The organism is Hymenobacter sp. R533113, assembly GCF_056835965.1.
Genome location: NZ_JAKWBD010000001.1, coordinates 678,275 through 696,649 on the forward strand (window position 1 = coordinate 678,275; position 18,375 = coordinate 696,649).

General features: G+C 52.8%; 21 protein-coding genes. 8 read left to right on the forward strand and 13 right to left on the reverse strand.

The genetic code is table 11. The features are described 5' to 3' along the window. Nucleotides 1–127: 127 nt before the first annotated feature. Nucleotides 128–1,594 carry a S8 family peptidase gene (locus MKZ35_RS03170; protein WP_482511764.1) on the reverse strand — a complete coding sequence of 489 codons (1,467 nt, stop codon included), beginning with the start codon at nt 1,592–1,594 and terminating at the stop codon, nt 128–130. Between the two features lie 271 nt (nt 1,595–1,865). Between MKZ35_RS03170 and MKZ35_RS03175 the strand changes: the two genes are divergently transcribed. Continuing rightward, the gene (locus MKZ35_RS03175; protein WP_482511765.1) at nt 1,866–2,498 is read left to right on the forward strand and encodes a class I SAM-dependent methyltransferase; all 633 of its coding nucleotides are present in this window, start codon (nt 1,866–1,868) and stop codon (nt 2,496–2,498) included. Nucleotides 2,499–2,766: 268 nt separating this feature from the next. Here MKZ35_RS03175 and MKZ35_RS03180 read toward each other — a convergent pair whose 3' ends face one another. The 3 genes from MKZ35_RS03180 to MKZ35_RS03190 all read right to left on the reverse strand — a co-directional run bounded on the left by MKZ35_RS03180 (nt 2,767) and on the right by MKZ35_RS03190 (nt 4,312). Continuing rightward, nucleotides 2,767–3,525: a hypothetical protein gene (locus MKZ35_RS03180; protein WP_482511766.1), complete on the reverse strand. Its 759-nt coding sequence runs from the start codon at nt 3,523–3,525 to the stop codon at nt 2,767–2,769. A 122-nt stretch (nt 3,526–3,647) separates the two neighbouring features. Continuing rightward, entirely contained in the window at nt 3,648–4,067 is a 420-nt protein-coding gene (locus MKZ35_RS03185; RefSeq protein WP_482511767.1) for a type II toxin-antitoxin system VapC family toxin, read from the reverse strand. Next, complete coding sequence (locus MKZ35_RS03190) at nt 4,064–4,312, reverse strand: DUF6364 family protein (RefSeq protein ID WP_482511768.1); 249 nt, start codon at nt 4,310–4,312, stop codon at nt 4,064–4,066. The genes MKZ35_RS03185 and MKZ35_RS03190 overlap by 4 nt, the downstream gene beginning before the upstream one ends. 464 nt (nt 4,313–4,776) lie before the next feature. On the opposite strand from MKZ35_RS03190, the gene MKZ35_RS03195 reads away from it, so the two are divergent. Beyond that, nucleotides 4,777–5,472, forward strand: coding sequence for a S41 family peptidase (locus MKZ35_RS03195; RefSeq protein ID WP_482511769.1), 696 nt, complete (start codon nt 4,777–4,779; stop codon nt 5,470–5,472). Nucleotides 5,473–5,784: 312 nt separating this feature from the next. Here the strand turns inward: MKZ35_RS03195 and MKZ35_RS03200 are convergent, their stop codons facing one another. Continuing rightward, complete coding sequence (locus tag MKZ35_RS03200) at nt 5,785–6,189, reverse strand: hypothetical protein (protein WP_482511770.1); 405 nt, start codon at nt 6,187–6,189, stop codon at nt 5,785–5,787. Between the two features lie 299 nt (nt 6,190–6,488). Between MKZ35_RS03200 and MKZ35_RS03205 the strand changes: the two genes are divergently transcribed. Beyond that, nucleotides 6,489–7,373 (forward strand): transposase, encoded by an 885-nt coding sequence (locus tag MKZ35_RS03205; RefSeq protein WP_482511702.1) that lies wholly within the window; start codon nt 6,489–6,491, stop codon nt 7,371–7,373. 196 nt (nt 7,374–7,569) lie between these two features. On the opposite strand, the gene MKZ35_RS03210 is transcribed toward MKZ35_RS03205, so the two are convergent. Then, nucleotides 7,570–8,145, reverse strand: coding sequence for an AAA family ATPase (locus MKZ35_RS03210; protein ID WP_482511771.1), 576 nt, complete (start codon nt 8,143–8,145; stop codon nt 7,570–7,572). A gap of 44 nt (nt 8,146–8,189) precedes the next feature. On the opposite strand from MKZ35_RS03210, the gene MKZ35_RS03215 reads away from it, so the two are divergent. Beyond that, nucleotides 8,190–8,957 carry an IS5 family transposase gene (locus tag MKZ35_RS03215; protein ID WP_482511772.1) on the forward strand — a complete coding sequence of 256 codons (768 nt, stop codon included), beginning with the start codon at nt 8,190–8,192 and terminating at the stop codon, nt 8,955–8,957. Here MKZ35_RS03215 and MKZ35_RS03220 read toward each other — a convergent pair. The 3 genes from MKZ35_RS03220 to MKZ35_RS03230 form a co-directional block, all read right to left on the reverse strand. After that, nucleotides 8,871–9,221 carry an AAA family ATPase gene (locus MKZ35_RS03220; protein WP_482511773.1) on the reverse strand — a complete coding sequence of 117 codons (351 nt, stop codon included), beginning with the start codon at nt 9,219–9,221 and terminating at the stop codon, nt 8,871–8,873. The two genes, MKZ35_RS03215 and MKZ35_RS03220, sit on opposite strands and share 87 nt — an antisense overlap. 137 nt (nt 9,222–9,358) lie before the next feature. Then, entirely contained in the window at nt 9,359–11,170 is a 1,812-nt protein-coding gene (locus tag MKZ35_RS03225; protein ID WP_482511774.1) for an ABC transporter ATP-binding protein, read from the reverse strand. Nucleotides 11,171–11,366: 196 nt separating this feature from the next. Further along, the gene (locus tag MKZ35_RS03230; protein WP_482512259.1) at nt 11,367–11,657 is read right to left on the reverse strand and encodes a GIY-YIG nuclease family protein; all 291 of its coding nucleotides are present in this window, start codon (nt 11,655–11,657) and stop codon (nt 11,367–11,369) included. A gap of 177 nt (nt 11,658–11,834) precedes the next feature. Between MKZ35_RS03230 and MKZ35_RS03235 the strand changes: the two genes are divergently transcribed. Continuing rightward, nucleotides 11,835–13,397, forward strand: a complete 1,563-nt coding sequence (locus MKZ35_RS03235; RefSeq protein WP_482511775.1) for a M28 family metallopeptidase — start codon at nt 11,835–11,837, stop codon at nt 13,395–13,397. A gap of 78 nt (nt 13,398–13,475) precedes the next feature. On the opposite strand, the gene MKZ35_RS03240 is transcribed toward MKZ35_RS03235, so the two are convergent. From MKZ35_RS03240 to MKZ35_RS03255, 4 genes are all read right to left on the reverse strand, one after another. Next, the gene (locus MKZ35_RS03240) at nt 13,476–13,988 is read right to left on the reverse strand and encodes a PEGA domain-containing protein (RefSeq protein ID WP_482511776.1); all 513 of its coding nucleotides are present in this window, start codon (nt 13,986–13,988) and stop codon (nt 13,476–13,478) included. 208 nt (nt 13,989–14,196) lie between these two features. Continuing rightward, a complete protein-coding gene (locus MKZ35_RS03245; RefSeq protein WP_482511777.1) occupies nt 14,197–14,715 on the reverse strand; it encodes a hypothetical protein in 519 nt (172 codons plus the stop codon). Between the two features lie 70 nt (nt 14,716–14,785). Continuing rightward, complete coding sequence (locus MKZ35_RS03250) at nt 14,786–15,298, reverse strand: hypothetical protein (RefSeq protein WP_482511778.1); 513 nt, start codon at nt 15,296–15,298, stop codon at nt 14,786–14,788. Nucleotides 15,299–15,459: 161 nt separating this feature from the next. Further along, nucleotides 15,460–16,317: a dienelactone hydrolase family protein gene (locus tag MKZ35_RS03255; RefSeq protein WP_482511779.1), complete on the reverse strand. Its 858-nt coding sequence runs from the start codon at nt 16,315–16,317 to the stop codon at nt 15,460–15,462. A 207-nt stretch (nt 16,318–16,524) separates the two neighbouring features. Here MKZ35_RS03255 and MKZ35_RS03260 point away from each other — a divergent pair, with 207 nt between their 5' ends. From MKZ35_RS03260 to MKZ35_RS03270, 3 genes are read left to right on the forward strand one after another with little or no spacing between them, the layout of a single operon-like run. Then, complete coding sequence (locus tag MKZ35_RS03260) at nt 16,525–17,298, forward strand: hypothetical protein (RefSeq protein WP_482511780.1); 774 nt, start codon at nt 16,525–16,527, stop codon at nt 17,296–17,298. A 42-nt stretch (nt 17,299–17,340) separates the two neighbouring features. Further along, nucleotides 17,341–17,625 (forward strand): hypothetical protein, encoded by a 285-nt coding sequence (locus MKZ35_RS03265; RefSeq protein ID WP_482511781.1) that lies wholly within the window; start codon nt 17,341–17,343, stop codon nt 17,623–17,625. After that, nucleotides 17,622–18,365 (forward strand): sensor histidine kinase, encoded by a 744-nt coding sequence (locus MKZ35_RS03270; RefSeq protein WP_482511782.1) that lies wholly within the window; start codon nt 17,622–17,624, stop codon nt 18,363–18,365. The genes MKZ35_RS03265 and MKZ35_RS03270 overlap by 4 nt, the downstream gene beginning before the upstream one ends. Nucleotides 18,366–18,375 lie beyond the last annotated feature (10 nt).

Sequence of the window (18,375 nt, forward strand, 5' to 3'; positions counted from 1 at the left end):
GTAGAGACGCGACACTTCGCGTCTAAGCGTTGCAGTCGTTGGTTAGCTGAATGAAGCAGTGCCAGTCGTTCAACGATTAGACGCGAAGTGTCGCGTCTCTACCCCGCTTGTATGCCCCATAAGAAAGCTATAATGGTAGCGCGCCTACGGCAGCAGCGGCATTTACGCGGCCCCAGCCGAAGCTACTGCTGCGGGCTGCCCGATTGGAGCTGGCCGCTACTAAGCGACTCATAATCTGGGCACGGGTTTCGGCAGGATGCTGCGCCCAGACAAGTGCCGTAATACCGGCCAGGGTCGCGGTAGCTACTGAAGAGCCGCCCACTGTGCTCGGCGCGTCGCCGCTCATAGCCAATGACAAGACCGTGCGGTCGTTGCTGAGCTTCTGCATAACTACCGCAAATTCAACCTTAGCCCCTACGTGGCAGTCATCGCAGCGGGAAGTAAGATTATCTTTTAAACCGGTCACGGCCATGGTTTCGGGTAGCGTAGCCGGATAGGTAACCCCCACGAACCCCGCCGACCAGTCGAAGGAAGTACCAGCGGCGCAGTAGATGAGCTTGCCTTGGTTGTAAGCGTAGCGGATGGCGTCAGTCATTTGCGATGAGCTGGTTAGTCGCCCCATGCTCATGCTGATAATGCGCACATCGGCACGGTTGCCAGCCAGAATATAAGCATCACACACGCCTTTTACTTCGCGGCTGGCATCCAAAAATACGTCCTGGGCGGCGCGAATCGTAATCAGGTTGGCATTGTAAGCCACACCGACTGCGGCGCCATCGGTGCCGCGCGGGGCCGCAGCGGCGCCGGCCATGCTGGTGCCGTGCCCGCAGCCGTCGTTGGGGGTTTCCACTGGGCCTGTAGGAATGCCAAAGATGGAAGCACGGGGCAAGGTTACCAGCCGCTCAACGGTGCGGCTCTGGCTCAAACCCTGATTAAACGCGGAGCCCAGATTTTCCTGTGCATCTGATGAGCCCGAATCAATAATGACGATTTTGATGCCCTGGCCCGTACTCTGGCTCCAACTAGACCGGATGCCGTGAAACTGGTCGGCCTGATTCCAGGATGATTTGCTGCCGTTGGCTAATACCGTGTAGTCGGTGCCGACTACCAGATTGGGGTTAGGTACATTGTTGTCGCAGCCGCTGCTGCTTAGAATGGCGGCACTGCTGTTGGCCGTAACTGCCTGGCGGCCGCTCGGCTCGTAGCCCATTGGCTCGGCGTAGCGCACCAGGCCCGAGGCCCGCAACTTCTGAATCGTGCTCAGCTCGCGCACTGTCACGTCGAGCACGGGCAACACATTCTCCTCAAAGGCAACTACCTGCGTCTGGGTTAAGTCTGGATTCGCTTTACGCTCCTCAGCCATAATCAGCTCCAGCATCTGCGCACGGGCCGCTTGCCAGTCCGCCGACGAGGCAGCATCGGTAGGCAACTCGCCCGCGAAGCCAGCCGGTTTATATCCCACCGATAGCACGTAATCAGAGCGGGTGAGGGCGCTCCAGACAAAGTGCTCCGACGCCTGGTTCCAGTCGAACAGGCCGGTTTCGCGCAGGCGGCCCAGTATCTGTGAGTCGAGCTGTTGGGTGCTCAGCGCCACCGTGGGGTCGGCTTGGGGTTGCGGGAGCAGCTGGTCATCGGCTTGTTGCTGACAGCTGGTTAGAAAAAAGTGAGCAACGCCGTGGAAAAAATAGCAGTAGAAGTACGCATGGGCTGTATAGTAAGGATGGAGTGGGAGTAACGTTCTCTAAGAGAATGAATATCAGCATTAAACTCAAGGAATGCTACGGTTATGAAAGCACCAAAAATCGGGTCGTTTTAGGCGACGCCTAGCCCTTAAAAGCAGCCACGCCCGTTAGCAATTTTCAATCATGAACATTCAAGAAGCCTACAACTCCTGGGCCGACAGCTACGACGACGTCCGGAACCAAACCCGTGACTTAGAAGTGCACGCCATTCGCTCCCTGGTGTCTGGGGGGCATTTTCAGGAAATACTAGAGCTAGGCTGCGGCACCGGCAAGAATACGGAATGGCTGGCCGCCCGCGCCACTCACCTCACCGCCGTCGATTTCTCTGCGAAAATGCTGCTCAAGGCTCAGCAGAAGCTTCAGCAGCCGCACATTACCTTCCAGCAGGCCGATATTATGCAGGCGTGGCACTTCGCTCAGACGCCCGCTAACCTGATTACGTGCAGTCTTATTCTGGAGCACATTCAGGATCTGAGCCACGTCTTTGCCCAGGCCAGCAAAGTGCTCCAGCCGCATGGCCTTTTCTACATCGGTGAGCTGCACCCGGTCAAGCAATACCAAGGCAGCAAAGCCCGCTTTGATACGGCCGCGGGGGGCATTTTTGAGCTGGAATGCTACGTCCACCACATCTCCGACTTCACCGAAACCGCCCGCCGCAACGGCTTCAGCTGCGTGAGCCTACAAGAGTGGTTTGACGACAACGACCGCACCACCACACCCCGGATAGCTGCTTTCCTATTCCAGCGGGAAAGGTAAGCTGGTTGAATGAGCCCCAGAGGCCTTTGAATGGTGTAGAGACGCAACACTTTGCGTCTCGTCGTCCGCGCTGTACACACGACATTGTTCAACGAGGAGACGCAAAGTGTTGCGTCTCTACACCGTTCAGGTATTTAAACAGTAGCCGAAGCCTCTTAGAAACTACCTCTAATGCGCCTAAAAGCACCAACACACAACAGCCGTGCGACCTGCAAGGCATTGCTGCTTTACACGTTGCACGGCTGAATGGGGGGGCGTTCCCCTTTTTCTAGCTTTCCTCTTCTATCAAATTGTCAGCCTGCGTGGTAGCTTCATAGGAGTCGGCGTACTTAAAGTCATCGAGCCAATAAGCGGAGCTAACCACGTCAAACACGACAGATTTTTCTTCGCCCTTCACGGGCTTCAGCTGCCAGATGATAGCCGGTGCTTCGGGGAAACTGGTGCCGTCGAGCTGCTCCCTGAACAGGCGCTTGAGCAGGGTGCTGTCGGGCATACCCTGGGCCAGCAGGCGTAGGAGTGGAGCTTCGGGCTGCGTGTCGAACAGGGCCAGGGCTTCGGCGTTATCGGCGGTGAGCTGCACTTGAAACTGCACGGCCTCGGCCCGCGGAAACTTGCCGTTGTAGGCGGTGTACAGCAGTTGGGTAGCTTTAAAAAAGCCTTCGTGCTGGTCCAGCTCCGGGTTTTCTTCCCACAGTTTCTCCGTGAGCATCTGGTGGGCCAGGTTTTCGATCTGGCCGGCCGTAAGCTGATCCTCGAAGAGGTGCTCCAACACGAGTTGGGCCGCTTCCGTGGGCTCCAGGTCGGTGAGGGCCATGTGAGTCATGGCTTGCAGCTCGTCGGGGGCTATTTCGTCGGGGTTATCGTAGCCGGTTTTGAGCAGGAGGGCTTTGTAGTCCTGGGCATGCCAGGAGTTGGGCAGCTCGGTAAGGGTGTCGAAGGAAAGGCGCTCTACGGTGAATTTTTGCATAATCAGGAATACGTGGGTGGCCGGCGTTGGCCACGGGCGGGGCGGGCCCGCCGGTATCATGTGTACGGAAGCTGGGCAGAAGCAACTAGAAATGCCCCCCAGCTTCTTGATTTGGGCTGTAACCGATAGTTGGGAAAGCGGCAACTGTAACTGTATAGCCGCAGATACAGAGAAGCAGCTTTCTACACCAGTTGCGCCAAAGCATCAACCGGCGTAAAAACCGGCAACAAGCTAACCCGAAAGCCTTTCGGGGCGCGGGTAACGATGGCTTCAATGGCCGGGATGGACGTTGCGGCGAAATGTTGCACCGCATCCTCAAAGTCGGCGGAGCCGGAGGCTAACGCCTGCCGGATGATGGCCGCGTCAACGCCGACGATCTGCACCTGTTGCGCTAGTTCCGTGAGCAGTTCCGTAATAACAGTTGGCGGCGTCTGGGCTCTGCGAACGATGTAGTGAATGTTGCTAAACGATAAGCTAGCTACGTATAGCGTCACTTGGCCCTGCAATGCTCGTTCGAATAATTGAACTGCCACGGCTGCAAAGGGCTGGCGCTTCGTCAGTACATCCAGCACGACGTTGGTATCCAGAAAGAAATGCCTCATACGCCGTAGCGCTCCGTCAAGGCATCCGTCAGACTCTGCTTGTAGTCAACATCGGCGGGCAGCTTGAGCGAACCGTAGAGCTTGAGCACCTGCGGCGACAAAGACAAGTCGTGGCTGCGAACCCGAACCATCGTTTCCAGGTATGTTTCTATCAGGCTGGCTAGGTCGTGACCGTTTTCGCGGGCGTAAGCTTCGGCCTGCTCCAACGTTTGAGAATCCAGTGTGAGGGTGATGGTAGTAGACATGGCGGTAACGGTTGGTTATGAAATATACGCAACTGTTGCCACGAAAGTGCCGGGAGTGACTGGGAGGCTTTTAATCTTTGTTTTCGGGCAACCACTCTTGCCTTTTCTGCATCTGCCAAATGCTATCATCTCCTGAAGTTACCTCCAACGGCTTACTCTATGTCATACCGAATACAGTCACCGATGAGACTGCTGATTTTGCCGCTACTATTGGCTGCGAGCAGCTTATTTGCCCAAACCAGAAAGCCCGACTCTCAGTCTTCGAAGGAGGTCGTGCAGTACATGGATACATTCCAACAGATCATAAAGAAGAACGCTCTGTTTGCTGATTCCATTGATTGGGCTCAGTTGAGCAACGAGGTCAAGGAAAAATCACAGGGTCTGGCAACCGTCGAGGAATGTAAACCCGTCATCGACCATATCCTGCTCACGCTTCGAAACGCGGGCGACAAGCATTCTTTTTTATGTCAAAGGAAAAAGCCACCAATCAGACCTCTTCGAGCTATGATGGCAAGCAAGCCGAAAGCAGGTATTTGGAAAATGGGATAGGTTACATAAAGGTGCCGGAATTCGTTTCGATGAACGCATCGGTAGGGCAGACCTTTTCCCAAGGCATACGGAGTCAGATGGAGGCGCTTGAAACCCAAAACAATATAACGAGTTGGGTTGTCGACCTGCGGCATAATACGGGTGGAAATATGCACCCGATGATCAGTGGTCTACATGCCCTAATCGGGGAGGGGACTTACGGCTATTTCATCTACCCACAGTCTAAGTATAAAAAGGAAAGACCTCTGCGAAGCTGGGGCGGTAAAGAAAAGGGACAAAGAGCAGTGGAAGCTGCTACAACGCAGCATAGGGTAGCTGTTCTGATCGACTCCCTAACCGGGAGTAGCGGCGAGATGGTAGCCATAGCCTTGAAGGGACTTCGCAACGCGAAGTTCTTCGGTCAGCCTTCTGCGGGGTATACCACCATAAACCAGGACTTCAAGCTTTCGGATGGGGCATACCTTTTACTGGCAACAGGCTATATGGCGGATAAAAACCGGAACACGTATTTGAACGGCATAGCCCCTGATGTGGTGGTGGAGTACTCGCCGGATGATGCCCAGGATAAGACGATAGAAGCAGCCAGAAGGTGGTTGCTGGAGGCAAAGTAGGGCAACCTCCTGCATAGAGCATTTTATAAGGTGATACTCTGATTTGAAAGAATATCCTCCACTGGCGCGAGCTTGTAGCTCGTGCCTGATTTGCCGGGAGGCTGCGCCTCCCCACCATAACATTACCAGCGCAACGATTCCGAAACCGTCTTGCCGCTAGCGCGGCAGATGAGGTGCAACCTCATCGTCATGGCTAGGCACGAGCTACAAGCTCGCGCCAGCTTGAGGTACGGAAGCTGGGCAGAAGCAACCAGAAATGCCCCCCAGCTTCTTGTGTTAACTTGTATAATTTAGAATGGACTGCCTATTGTTTTACCGCCTTGAAAATATGCATTCTTCAAGCTCTGAGTAAACATTCATTCCTTCTGTTATAGAAGTCGAAAGTGCTAGCTTAAAGGCTTCAGCATTTATACTTGTGTTGATTCCGCAGATAGTTTTAATTCTACCCGTTTCATCCTTTAAATTTTGATTATAAATATCACTTACGAATATATCATATGCGCCTTCGTTGAATGATAAAGCATTTGTTGAGCAATAATGTTTTAGCACTTCTTTATCATAAAGATAATTTTCAATTTCCCATCTTTTCAATACTCTGTGATTCAATGGATTTGTTTGTAAGTATACTTGCCTATCATTCTCAGTATTTGGTCTTCCTGAAGAAACGTCTCGGTCTTTTAAAACCAGAATTTCAATTTCGGAAAAGACTTTTGTCAATATTGCCAAGGCAATTTCACTACGCTGATCAAGCTCTGTATTACCACCACTTGATATAAATAATGTTTCATAATATTTCTCTGAAAAAATATTGTTGAAAACCTTTGCGTCAAAGCCCTTTTCTTGCCCATTAATCCCAGGTCTATCCTTGCCTTCACAATAGATGATTCTTTTGGGACTTATTAAGCCAGTTAAATCATCAAGAGCTGTTTCAAATATATCGCTCCAGTTTTTTAGTAGATTTTTTATTATTTGATAATCAGTAGCTTGTGGGCATTAACAGTTCTTTTCATTTTTGTATGGCTTTCAGCATCTACCACAACCTGCGAACGGACAACCAATACAAAGCGGCAACCGGGCTAACTCAAGTTCAGTTCGACCAGCTTTACGAGCTATTCGCGCCTTTTTATGAACCCAAAATCCCGCAACCCTACCTAAAATCAAACCCGGTTTTAACCGATACACGCGAAGCCTTATTTTTTATTCTGCACTACTATAAAGCCTATCCCACGCTGCATAATATGGCCATCTACTTCGGCTTTTCTGAATTTGCGGTGAGCCAGTATTTAGAGCGACTAAAACCGTGTTTAAAAGCAGCTTTGCAAGCACAAGGCCTGACACAACGCGTTTTATTTACCAAGCAGACGCAATTTGACGACCTCTTCGCGGGTATCGACGATTTAGTCATTGACGTAACCGAAGTTCCGATTGAACGGGCTGCTAATCAGCAGCTTCAGGAGGAATTTTATAGTGGTAAAAAAAGGCACACCCTGAAATGGTTGCTCATCTGCTCGCTCAGCGGCCGGCTGTTGTGGATCAGCAAAGCCTATAGTGGCCGAACGCATGACTTCACTATTTTCAAAGAAATTTTCGCACATATAACCTTAAAAAACTATCGGATTCATGTGGATGCAGGCTTTGTGGGTATTAAAAAATTTATTAACTGCAAGTATGTTTTTATTCCTTTTAAGGCGCGAAAAAATCATCCACTCACGCCACTCGAACGCCTTATTAATCAGGTGTTGGCTCCACTTCGCGTCGTGGTGGAGAATGTCATTGCACGACTCAAATCGTTTTTCGTGCTTCGTACAACCAACCGGATGAGAAAAAAGGAAAAGCTAACCGATGCCTTCGCTTTGTGCGCCGAAGTAGCACATTTCAAGAATATCTGCTCAATCTGCTGATTATCAAATAATAAAAACTCTAGTGTATTCTTGATTGGATATAGAGTGTGGGCGGTTGAAGCCAAATTAAGCCCGTCTTTAAATCGAATGATTTGGCATTCATTTTTTAAATCACTTTGCAGTGCTCTGAGAAATCCGATGCTATGAGTAGCAATCCATATTTGACAATCTGGTCCCACTAGTTTATTTATTTCAATTAATAATTTTTTTGAATAGAAGTGTTTATATGTAACTCAGGCTCGTCAATCAAAAATATGCTATTGTTATATTCTTCATTGCGTAGATAAAGGTCCAATAATATGTCAACAACTTCCTTCTCACCTGATGAGAGAACATTGAATTCGAATGATTTAGGATGATCTTCTTTTTTAAAGTAGATAGTTCCTTCATTTGCCTCAATATTTCCAATACTTGTTATTTCTAGATCAAGGCAATTTCTTAATGAATTATTAAGATCACCAATAATCTTCGTTTTAGCTTGACTAGGAGTACAATCCTGTTGATGTAAATATTTATTATATTTTATATATAAGCGCCTATAGTTCTCCTCCATCTTGTCATCTAAATCTGTTGAAGCTGTGGCTCCATAGTTATTTAACCTAATTTCTGATGTTGCCATAGATTGCTTTACTTTTAAATTGTTATTATAACGATAAGGGCTTCTGAAAGAGAAAATAGTGTTTTCTCTGCCGCTTATTTGTCTTTGCGATCTTATAGTCAAAAAATCACCTTCTTTAGAGCCTGTTAAAGAATGTAAGTAGCTGAGAGACAAAAAGAAACCAGCCAGGTTATTCCCTTTTCCTCATCCGACCAAAGATGTACGAAACGGACCTGACTGATTTCCAATGGCAAGTTATGGCAGAAATGTTGCCCGTCAAACGTCGTCGCAAGTATCCGATCCGACTCATTGTCAATGCCTTGCTCTACCTGACCAAGAGTGGATGCCAATGGCGGCTGTTACCGAATGACTTTCCGCCCTACCCGATCTGCTTTTACTACTTCCGGCGCTGGCAGAAGACGGGGCAGTGGGCAAGACTGAATAAAATGCTAGTCGAGCAAGAGCGGAAGCAGTCTGCCCCTTCGCGCCAGGCCAGCCCGAGCGTGGCCATTGTGGACGCGCAATCCATCAAATCCAGCGAACGAGGTGTGCCGGATAAAGGCTTCGATGGCTACAAAAAGGGACAAGGTCGCAAGCGGCAACTCGTCGTCGATACGGGCGGGCGGCTGCTGGCTGTACACGTGGGTCCGGCGCAGGAAAATGACCGGATCGGCGGCCAGCAGGCGTTGCAAAAACTAGCTTTACTGGGCTACAACCGGCTTTGTCTCATCCTCACGGATGCCGGCTATGCCAGCCAGGCACTGAGCCAATGGGTGCAGCAAGCCTGCGGCTGGCGACTGGCTACGGCTCCAGGGCTGAACGGACAAGGCGGCTTCACGCCGCAGCCCGTTCGCTGGGTCGTCGAGCGCTCCATTAGTTGGCTGCACTGGGACCGACGCTTAAGCCGAGACTACGAATGCGAGACCAGCAGCGCCGAAGCCACCTTGTATTTGTCCAGTATTCGGCACCTCATTCGTAAATTTTAACAGGCTCTTAAAGTCAATAACTATGTTGGTGTAGTTAAAATTTGGCGTTTGATTCATCGAATGGTAAGTGTGATCTTTGCCGCCCTTATTACCAAGTAGTCCATATGCATTATTATGAAATAACATTCCATCAAGGACACTGCTTTTTCCGCATCCATTAGGTCCAACAAGTGCTATAATTCTTTTTGGATCATTTCCTAAATCAATGGTTAAATTATGAAATCTTTTGTAACCATTTGTGAGCTGTATTTTCTTGATTCTCATTTCTTGATTTTGGGTTATTATTTTTTGTTGGTGCTAAGATACAAACTGCCTAATAATTACTCTTTAGGTTTTTAGAAATAGGTGTTTACGTTAATCGGCCTTATTATGATAAACAACATTTTTTAATAATCACCTCCTCACCCCGCCGTATTCTCCACCTCATCCCCATCATCCACCATCACCCGCGCCAGCTTCTCGATATTGAGGCTGCGGGCGGAGGCGTCGAAGATTTCGCGGTAGGTGCCGCGTTTGTCGTATAGCTCGTCGTGGGTGCCGCTTTCTACCATGCGGCCCTGCTTCATGACGTAGATGCAGTCGGCATCCACGATTTGGGCGAGGCTGTGAGAGATGATGACCACCGTGCGGCCCTGCTTGATGGCGTCGAGGGAGTTCTTGATTTGCTCGGTGGCAATGGCGTCGAGGGAGGCGGTGGGTTCGTCGAGGAAGATGATCGGCGGGTTTTTGAGGAAGAGGCGCGCAATAGCAATGCGCTGCTGCTGCCCACCCGACAGCTGCTGGGCATCCGACTGATACTGCTGGGGCAGGGCCAACACCTGCTCGTGGAGGTAGGCCTGCTTGGCGGCGGCCTTTATTTCCTCCAGCGAAGCCCCGAAGTTGCCGTAGCGGATGTTTTCCTCGATACTGCCCTTGAAAATGTGGTTTTTCTGGAGCACCAGCCCGATGCGCTGGCGCAGGGCGTGGGTGTCGTAGTCGGCGAGTGGGCGGCCGTCGAGGAGCATTTCGCCGCCGTTGGGCTCATAGAACTTACAGAGCAGATTGAGAATCGTGCTTTTGCCCGCGCCGGAGAGGCCCACCAGGGCGGTGGTTTGGCCGGCCGCGATGGTCAGGCTGACATCGTGGAGGGCCTGGATGCCGGTGGGATAGGTAAAGTCGACGTGGCGCAGCGAAAATGCCCCCCGGAGCTGGTCGGGCGGGGTGGGGCCGGTGCGCTCGGTTTCGGTGGTGGCGTCGAGGATGTCGAAGAAGCCTTCGGAGTAGGTGAGGGCCTCGTTCATCTCGTCGTATATGCGGTGGAGCTGGCGGATGGGCGCCGACACGTTGTTGAACAGCAGAATGTGGAACATGATAGCCCCAATAGAAATCTGCCGATCAAGCACCAAGTAGGCCGTCAGGATGATGATGAGCACCACGCCAATCTGCTCGACGAAGGTTTTGAGGCCGTCGAAGAGGAAGTTGGTTTTGCGCGTTTCGAGCTGGGTAGTCACGAGGTTGCGCTGCATGCCGGCCTGCTTCTCGCCCTCGTAATCTTCGCGCACGAAGCTCTTAATCACCACAATAGAGTCAATGATGTTGATGAGGCCCTGGCTGCGCTGCTCGCGCAGGCCCCGCAGGCTGCGGCGCACGCCGTTGAGCTTGTCGGCCTGGCGGTAGCTGATCCAGAAGTAGATGGGTAGGATGCCCAGCGCCACCAACCCCACGTATAGGTTGGCTGTGAACATGATAACAAGGGCCACGATGGAGTTGGCAAACAGCGGCAGGATGTCGATAAAGAAGTTCTGGACCAGCTTCATCAGGCTCTCCACGCCGCGGTCGATGCGGGTTTGGAGCTTGCCGGTTTGGTTGCCGCTGTCGGAGTAAAAGCCGAGCTGGTAGCTCAGAATCTTATCCACGGCCGACTGGTGTAGGGCACTCGACACGTTGATGCGGATTTTCTCGCCGTAGAACTTCTGCCCAAACTGAATAAAGGTGTTGATGACCTCCTTGCCCAGCAGCAGCGCGCTCACTACGAGCAGCAAATTTGCCCCCTGCGCCAGTCCGAGCCCTTTATCCAGCAGCCCCTGCACGGTATCCACGGTGTAGCGCAGCACAAACGGATTGACCTGCGCCGCCAACGACCCCACCAGCGTCAGCAGCAACGTGCTGATAACCAGTTTGCGGTAAGGCAATACATAGGGATATAGTCGGCGAATAATTTGCCAAAGACTCATAGCAGCAGCGGAACGGTAAGGGCTACTTGGTTAGACGCGGGAGGTGGGGATGGGGTTATTGGGGATAAAAAATTGAGAACACCAGAACGTCATGCAGAGCAGAGCGAAGCATCTCGCGTGTTTAGTGGGATTACTATCCTATCGTCAGCACACGAGATGCTTCGCTCTGCTCTGCATAACCGCCTTTATTTAATGTCTAGCCTGACCAAGTAGTTAGGTCAATAGGTGTCCACGTCGGGTTTATGGTAGAAATTAGCGCCTCTTTCTTGGCGCGGCTCCAGCCTTTGATTTCTTTTTCGCGTGCAATGGCCTGTACAGAATCAGGACAAACTTCAAAGTACACCAAGAGATTACATTGATAGCGGCCGGTGAATTTGCCAGCATTATATAGGTTCTGACTGTGTTCATAGAGGCGGCGCTCCAAGTTGTTAGTCACGCCTGTATAGAGGACTGATCGAGAAGGGTTGGTAAGAAGATAGATATACACTGGATGTTTGTAGCTATGCTGTAGCGCGTTCAATTTTAAAGGTATACCATTGCAACGTCAGCACGCGAGATGCTTCGCTTCGCTCTGCATGACGTTCTAGTGGATAACCATCTGCAACCCTTCTCCTTTCCCCGGTACTTTACTTATCAAACCATCTTTCACCACCAACCAAACCACATGACAGCACTCCGACTCCTAGCCCTGGCCGGTGGCCTGGCTCTGGCCATGCCTACCCTGGCCCAACAAGCCGAAAAAGTTGATCAGGCCATGATTGCCAAGATCAAAGACGAAGGCATGAACCGCTCCAAGGTGATGGAAACGGCCTTTTACCTGACCGACGTGTGCGGCCCACGCTTGGCTAACTCCGACGGCCTGAAACGCGCCAACGAGTGGACCAAAGGCCAGCTCACCAAGTGGGGCATGAGCAACGCCAACATCGAGCCCTGGGGCGAATTCGGGCGCGGCTGGGACATCGAGAAGTCGTACGTGGCTATGACGGCGCCGTATTATCACGCCATGATTGGCGCGCCCAAAGCCTGGACGCCCTCTACCAGTGGCAACGTGAAGAAGCAGGTGGTGTACGTGAATGCCACTACCGAAGAGGAGTTGGCCAAGTACCAAGGCCAGTTGCGCGACAAAATTGTGCTGACGGCCGTGGCCACGCCGCCCAAAACCACCTTCGAGGCCGACGCCAAGCGCTACACTGATGATGAGCTAACCAAAATGATGGAAGCTCAGCCTGCGCGCCCAACTACCGAGGACCCAGCTATGACGGAGCGAATGAACGCCCGTCGTGCCCAGGCCGCGCTGCGTACCAAACTCAACGAGATGCTGATGAGCGAAGGCGCGGCTGCGGTGCTAAGCACTCGTGGTGGCTCGCACGGCACTTTTTTTACCAGCAATGGTGCGCCTTACGCTGCCGATGCGAAGCCCGTACTGCCCGAAATTGAAATGTCGCCCGAGGACCAGCTGCGCCTGATTCGATTGGTGGAAGCCGGCATTCCGGTGGAAGTGGAAATGGAAACCAAGACCCGTTTCCAGAACACCGATTTGAAAGGCTACAACGTAATAGCCGAAATTCCCGGCACCGACCGCAAGCTGAAAAGCGAAGTGGTGATGCTTGGGGGGCATTTGGACTCCTGGCACGCCGCCACCGGTGCCACCGACAACGCGGCCGGCTGCGCCGTGATGATGGAAGCCATGCGTATCCTGAAAGCAACCGGCGTAAAGCCCCGCCGCACCATTCGCATTGCCTTGTGGGGCGAGGAAGAGCAGGGCCTGCACGGCTCACGCAACTACGTGAAAAACCACTTCGCTGACCCCGCTACCATGAAGCTGCTGCCCGACCACGAGAAGCTGGCTGGCTACTTCAATCTGGACAATGGCGGCGGCAAAATCCGCGGTATCTATTTGCAGGACAATGAGGGCGTAGCGCCCATCTTCACGGCTTGGCTCCAGCCCTTCGCCGACCTCGGCGCCACCACCGTCACGCCCCGTAACACCGGCGGCACCGACCACCTGGCCTTCGACGCCGTGGGCCTGCCTGGCTTCCAGTTCGTGCAGGATGGCCTCGACTATAACACCCGCACCCACCACACCAATATGGATACCTTTGACCGCCTCCAGGCCGATGACCTGAAGCAGGCCTCCGTCATCGTCGCTTCCTTCGTATACCACACCGCCATGCGCGACCAGAAGCTGCCGCGCAAGCCGCTGCCGGCGGCCGTGCCGAAGTCGTAAGGTTTGATTGTTAAGGCTTAAAAAAGCCCCCCAGAAATATTCTGGGAGGCTTTTTTGTGACCAATTTAGTAAGAACGTCTATTGAGGCTCATTCAGGATTTTCTGCTTCTCTATTTCATATTCCTGCTGAGTCAAAATCTTCTCGTCGAAGAGTTTCTTCGTGTCGCGCAGCCGGTCCGCCTTTGACTTGCCGTTGGTTTGAACAACGGACTGTGTGCTGGTGGGAGCGGAGTTTGGCGGCTGAGTGCCTAAGGGTCTTAGCTCGTACGTATGAGTCGGTTTGTACTTCATGGTCCACAGGAAGGGGAAGAGCAGAAAAACGCCCCCCACAATAGCCCCCGCATCTGCCTCCTCATCGCGGGAGAAATACGTGTCGAGGGGTTCGTAGCCCTCTTTTTCCAGGCGCACCGCCGTAGTGCTCCCGACAATCTTGGTATCGGTGTGGCGGTAGGGAGTAGTGCCCACAGACTCTCCATCCAGATACACTTTGGCGCCTACTGGGTCAGTTAGTAGCATGGTGCTGCTGGCGCAACTGCTGGCAAGCACAGTGCCCGCTAGTAATGCGGCAATAACAGGATGTGGTGTTTTCATATAATGTTAGATAGATTAGTAAGCAATATACTACTAGTAAAATATTTATCAGTTGATAAAATAGGATAAACTGGCTATTAGCGCTAGCTCATGGTTGTTGGACCAAAATGAACGGGTTAGGTGAAACGTACTCTATCGGGATGAATAAATAGAAAAGGTCCCAGAACTTCTCTGGAGCCTTTCTTTAGGCGTTAAACCTTCCTGTATTTTATTTAGCTTGGCGAAGCAAGTAAACAAGGCCGCTGTCCCCGTAAGAACTCATCTGTACTATTTCCCAACCTTCCGTTGTCGCGCCATTTAATACTTTCATCAACGAGTCACGCATTTTTTGCTCGCGTTCTTCCAGCGTTTTAATTTGCTTCTCAAATTTCTGTTTTTCTTTTTCTTGCCGCTCCTTCATCACCGCCCTGTATTTAGGGTCCTTTTGCTTGGCCTGTAGGTCGTCAAAATCGGTCACTACTTCTACCACCTCGGTTTTCTGAGGTTTGTCGAGCATGGGACTAAACATTTCCTCGACTATGCTCGGCTTATTAAATCTGACCTCCATTTGATTATGAAAAGAAGGTGCAAAAGTCATATACGCGGAACCAGGAGGAGTTTTGGGCCCATTGTAGAAGACTTGCATATAGGTGTAAGCCTTTGCAGTAGCAGTTTGGGCACACACAAGCTGCGGTAGCTGGCTGAGAAGCACAAACAGTAATAAGAATCTAAAGCAATTCTTTTTCATGAATAAAGGTTGGGTGTATAAGCAATCAATATAAATCTATGTTTCTGAATAAACTCAGCTTAAACTCAATCTAACATGGCATAAACCATTGTATTTCTACCAACAGTCCTTTATCAAAAAGCAAAAGCCAAGATTCGTCACTCACAATTCTGCCCATCGCTAAAGACACGCCTATTCGCTTGCCGGCTCTGTACACGTCCATTTCGCCTTGCTCTTTTACGGCTTGTGGGTAGATTTTAGCAAGTGACGACAAGGTAGTTTTACTGTTCAACTGAAGTGTAGGAGTTGATAGCTCTAATTCTGGATTTTTGCGAAAATCAATGGAGGTGATGACCGCAGTATCACCATATACTTCTGCCCGGCTTTCTTTAAAATAAGCATACTGGAAAGTCTTATCATCAAAGTAGTAAACGCACACATCATTAAAGTCTGGGCTTACCAAGCTATCCGGACGGCCTAAAAGCTTATATAGCTCCTCGGTTTTGCTAATCAGAGGCAGCTTGCTGTTAAGTTTCACGGCGTCCCAATCCAAGTATTCATCAACCGAGTCAGACGGTGTTGCCGCAGCTTCGGGTACTTGCACGACAGCCGGGGTGTCAAGTGCTTGGGGACTGGGAGAAACTGAAACTGTAGGAGTTTGCTTGGGCGGCGTTTCCTGACAACTCGCAGAAAATACCGTCCAGCACACAATCCCTAGCATTCTCACCGTAGATCTGAAGGGGAGTCTCATGGAGTTGGAATAGTCTAGCTCAACTCCTTCTTAAACAATCCCAATGTCCGCTCCCAAGCCAGCTTGGCGGCTTCGGCGTTGTAGCGGGCAGGGGACGAGTCGTTGTTGAAAGCGTGGTTTACGCCTTCGTACATAAATTGCTGATACTTCACATTGGCGGCTTTCAGCGCCGCTTCGTAAGCGGCTGCTCCGGCATTTACGCGCTCATCGAGGGCGGCGTAGTGCATCATCAGGTGCGCCTTGATTTTGGAAACGTCCGCGTCTTTGGGCTGGGTGCCGTAGTAGGCCACGGCGGCGTTGAGCTTGGGGTCGCTGAGGGCGAGGCGGTTGGCCATAGCGCCACCCCAGCAGAAACCGACGCAGCCGGTTTTGCCGTTGCTGTCGGGGCGCTGGCGGAGGTAGACGAGGGCGGCGAGGTAGTTGTTAAGCGTTTTCTGCGGGTCGAGCTGGCCGATGAGGGTGCGGCCTTGGTCCTCGTCGGTGGGCGTGCCGCCAAACTGGGACAGCGCATCGACGCCTAGCGCCAGGTAGCCAGCTTGGGCTACGCGGCGGGTTACGTCCTTGATATGGGGCGTGAGGCCGCGGTTTTCGTGAATCACCACCACGGCGCCCCGCTTCTTTTTGCCTTTGGGACGCACCAGGTAGCCCTGCATAGTGGTGCCGTCGCCGGGCCAGTTTACGGTTTCCTCCTCCAGCTTAGCGTCCTGCACAGGCACGGTGGCCGCTCTGGCGTAGCCGGGCTCCAGCACCGCTAAAGCGGCCGTGGCGAGGGCCGCGCCGCCAGTTATTTTCAGCAACCGCTCCATAAATTCCTTGCGGCTGAGCGGAGCGTGGGTGTATTCGTCGAAAAGGTTGATGATGCGCTGGTCCATAGGAATAAAGGAAGGAAGGGTGACTGCCAGTGAACAAGGTACAGGTTTGTCGGCGGTAGAAGGCTAGCAAACGGCGGGGGTGGTTGCATTCACCCGGACTTTTCCGGCGCTCCCACGTTTTTTCCGGCACTCCCGCGAATGTGCCTGACTGGTGCCGGGTGAAAAGCCACTTTTGGGCCATCATTCACTCTTTACCTCCTCAACCTCATGGACACGCAACAACTAGCCCGCGACGTACGATTTCTGAAAGCCTACGCCCTCACCGCCACGCTGGTACCGGCCGTGGCGCTGCTCTGCGCCTTTGGCAAACCCGACAAACCCGTGCGCTTCGGCGAAATATCGGTGGAGCGCCTGAACCTAGTGGAGCGCGACGGCACCGTGAAAATGATGATGAGCAACAAGGAACGGTTTCCGCAGGGCGTAACCCTCGATGGCAAGCACATAGACTACAAGCGCAGCAACCCCGGTATGATCTTCTACAACGATAAAGGCGAGGAGTGCGGCGGACTCATCTTCGGGGGGCAAAAGGACAAAGACGGAAAGGTGTCGGCCGGGGGGCATTTGTCCTTTGACCGGTTTGGGCAGGATCAGGTGATTGCGCTGACCTACCAGCAGCAGGGCCTGGGGTACACGGCGGGCCTGACCTTCAACGACGCCCCCGACGAATCGATGCCCACCATGCAGGAGCGGTACCAGAACGCCACCCCTGAGCAGCGCCGACAGGCCATGCGCGAAGGCAAGCTGGGCCTGACGCCGCGCGTATACATGGGCACCACGCTCAGCAAATCCTCGGCCCTGGTGATGAACGACCAGAAGGGCAGCAACCGCGTGATGCTGCTAGCCAATGAAGCGCAGTCGACCCTCGATTTCAAGGATGCGCAAGGCAAAACCCGCCTTACCATTGGCGTTGATGCTAACAACCAGCCGGTGCTCCGCTTCTTCGATGAGGCCGGCAAGGAGGCGAAAGTAGTGGGCCTGTAAGGTGGTGGAAAGTATACCGTGGCTGTCTATCTTCCGGCCGTTATGCGCAAAAGTCCCTGGTTCTACGTGTTCGTGTTTGGCCTCTCGCTGTTGGTGGCAGTCTTCACCCGGCTGACCATGGCCACCCAGGCCGCCGATTTTTACTTGTTTCCGGACGCGCCGTTCTGGCTTTTTCTGCAGGCGCTGCTTATCCTGTTCGTACTCGATAAGCTGGATGCGCGCTGGCAGGCGCGGGGCCGACGCCCGGTAGGAGCAAGGTACTATTTCTTGCTGCTGGCTGTGGGGGGCTGTGGTTTCTGGCAATCATTAATGGGCTGTCATTTGTGATTGGCTGGTTGCCCGGCGCTCGGAGCTGGAGCTGGGAGTGGTACCCGATAGTGCGCAGCTTCTTCTCCGATGTATTTCTGTACCTGATTGTAGGTAGCGTGTACCTGCCCTTCCTGTATCAGCAGCACGCCGCCACCGCCACCGCGGCCCTGGCCCAGGCCGAGCAAGCCGCGGCCCGGGCTCGGCTTCAGGCCCTGCAGCAGCACGTAGATCCGCACTTCCTGTTCAACAACCTCAACATTTTGGCTTCGCTCATTGAGCCCACCAACCAAACCGCGCACGAATACGTGACCCACCTGGCTGGTCTGTACCGTTACCTGGTGCGCACTCGCCACCAGGAGGTAGTGCCCGTAGCTGAGGAGCTGTCCTTCGCCCGCGACTACCATTACCTGCTACGCCGTCGGTTTGGTGCCGCTTATCAGGTGGAAGAAGACGTGCAGGCTACTGCGGCCGATTTGCAGCTGCTGCTGGTGCCGCCGGGCGTGGTACAGGAGCTGCTCACCAATGCCGTGAAGCACAACCTGGCCAGCCGGGCCCGGCCGCTGGGGGTGCGCCTGACCATCACGCCGCAGACGCTGACTGTGTCCAATGCCCGGCACCCGCGCCCAACTGCCGCGGAGGGCGTCGGTAGCGGCCTGGCTGGTATCCGGGCCCGGCTGGCCTTGCTTACCGATACGCCTGTGCAGATTATCGAGACACCCCATGAATTCACCGTTTCCCTCCCCTGTTGCCTGCTCTAACCTTGCCCGC

Bases quoted from the DNA above. Each gene is read 5' to 3' on its own strand.
- MKZ35_RS03215 (WP_482511772.1), top strand. From the start codon at position 8,190: ATGTACGAAACGGACCTGACTGATTTCCAATGGCAAGTTATGGCAGAA.
- MKZ35_RS03235 (WP_482511775.1), top strand. From the start codon at position 11,835: ATGACAGCACTCCGACTCCTAGCCCTGGCCGGTGGCCTGGCTCTGGCC.
- MKZ35_RS03195 (WP_482511769.1), top strand. From the start codon at position 4,777: ATGTCAAAGGAAAAAGCCACCAATCAGACCTCTTCGAGCTATGATGGC.
- MKZ35_RS03205 (WP_482511702.1), top strand. From the start codon at position 6,489: ATGGCTTTCAGCATCTACCACAACCTGCGAACGGACAACCAATACAAA.
- MKZ35_RS03180 (WP_482511766.1), bottom strand. From the start codon at position 3,525: ATGATACCGGCGGGCCCGCCCCGCCCGTGGCCAACGCCGGCCACCCAC.
- MKZ35_RS03255 (WP_482511779.1), bottom strand. From the start codon at position 16,317: ATGGACCAGCGCATCATCAACCTTTTCGACGAATACACCCACGCTCCG.
- MKZ35_RS03225 (WP_482511774.1), bottom strand. From the start codon at position 11,170: ATGAGTCTTTGGCAAATTATTCGCCGACTATATCCCTATGTATTGCCT.
- MKZ35_RS03240 (WP_482511776.1), bottom strand. From the start codon at position 13,988: ATGAAAACACCACATCCTGTTATTGCCGCATTACTAGCGGGCACTGTG.
- MKZ35_RS03245 (WP_482511777.1), bottom strand. From the start codon at position 14,715: ATGAAAAAGAATTGCTTTAGATTCTTATTACTGTTTGTGCTTCTCAGC.
- MKZ35_RS03175 (WP_482511765.1), top strand. From the start codon at position 1,866: ATGAACATTCAAGAAGCCTACAACTCCTGGGCCGACAGCTACGACGAC.
- MKZ35_RS03190 (WP_482511768.1), bottom strand. From the start codon at position 4,312: ATGTCTACTACCATCACCCTCACACTGGATTCTCAAACGTTGGAGCAG.
- MKZ35_RS03265 (WP_482511781.1), top strand. From the start codon at position 17,341: ATGCGCAAAAGTCCCTGGTTCTACGTGTTCGTGTTTGGCCTCTCGCTG.
- MKZ35_RS03185 (WP_482511767.1), bottom strand. From the start codon at position 4,067: ATGAGGCATTTCTTTCTGGATACCAACGTCGTGCTGGATGTACTGACG.
- MKZ35_RS03220 (WP_482511773.1), bottom strand. From the start codon at position 9,221: ATGAGAATCAAGAAAATACAGCTCACAAATGGTTACAAAAGATTTCAT.
- MKZ35_RS03260 (WP_482511780.1), top strand. From the start codon at position 16,525: ATGGACACGCAACAACTAGCCCGCGACGTACGATTTCTGAAAGCCTAC.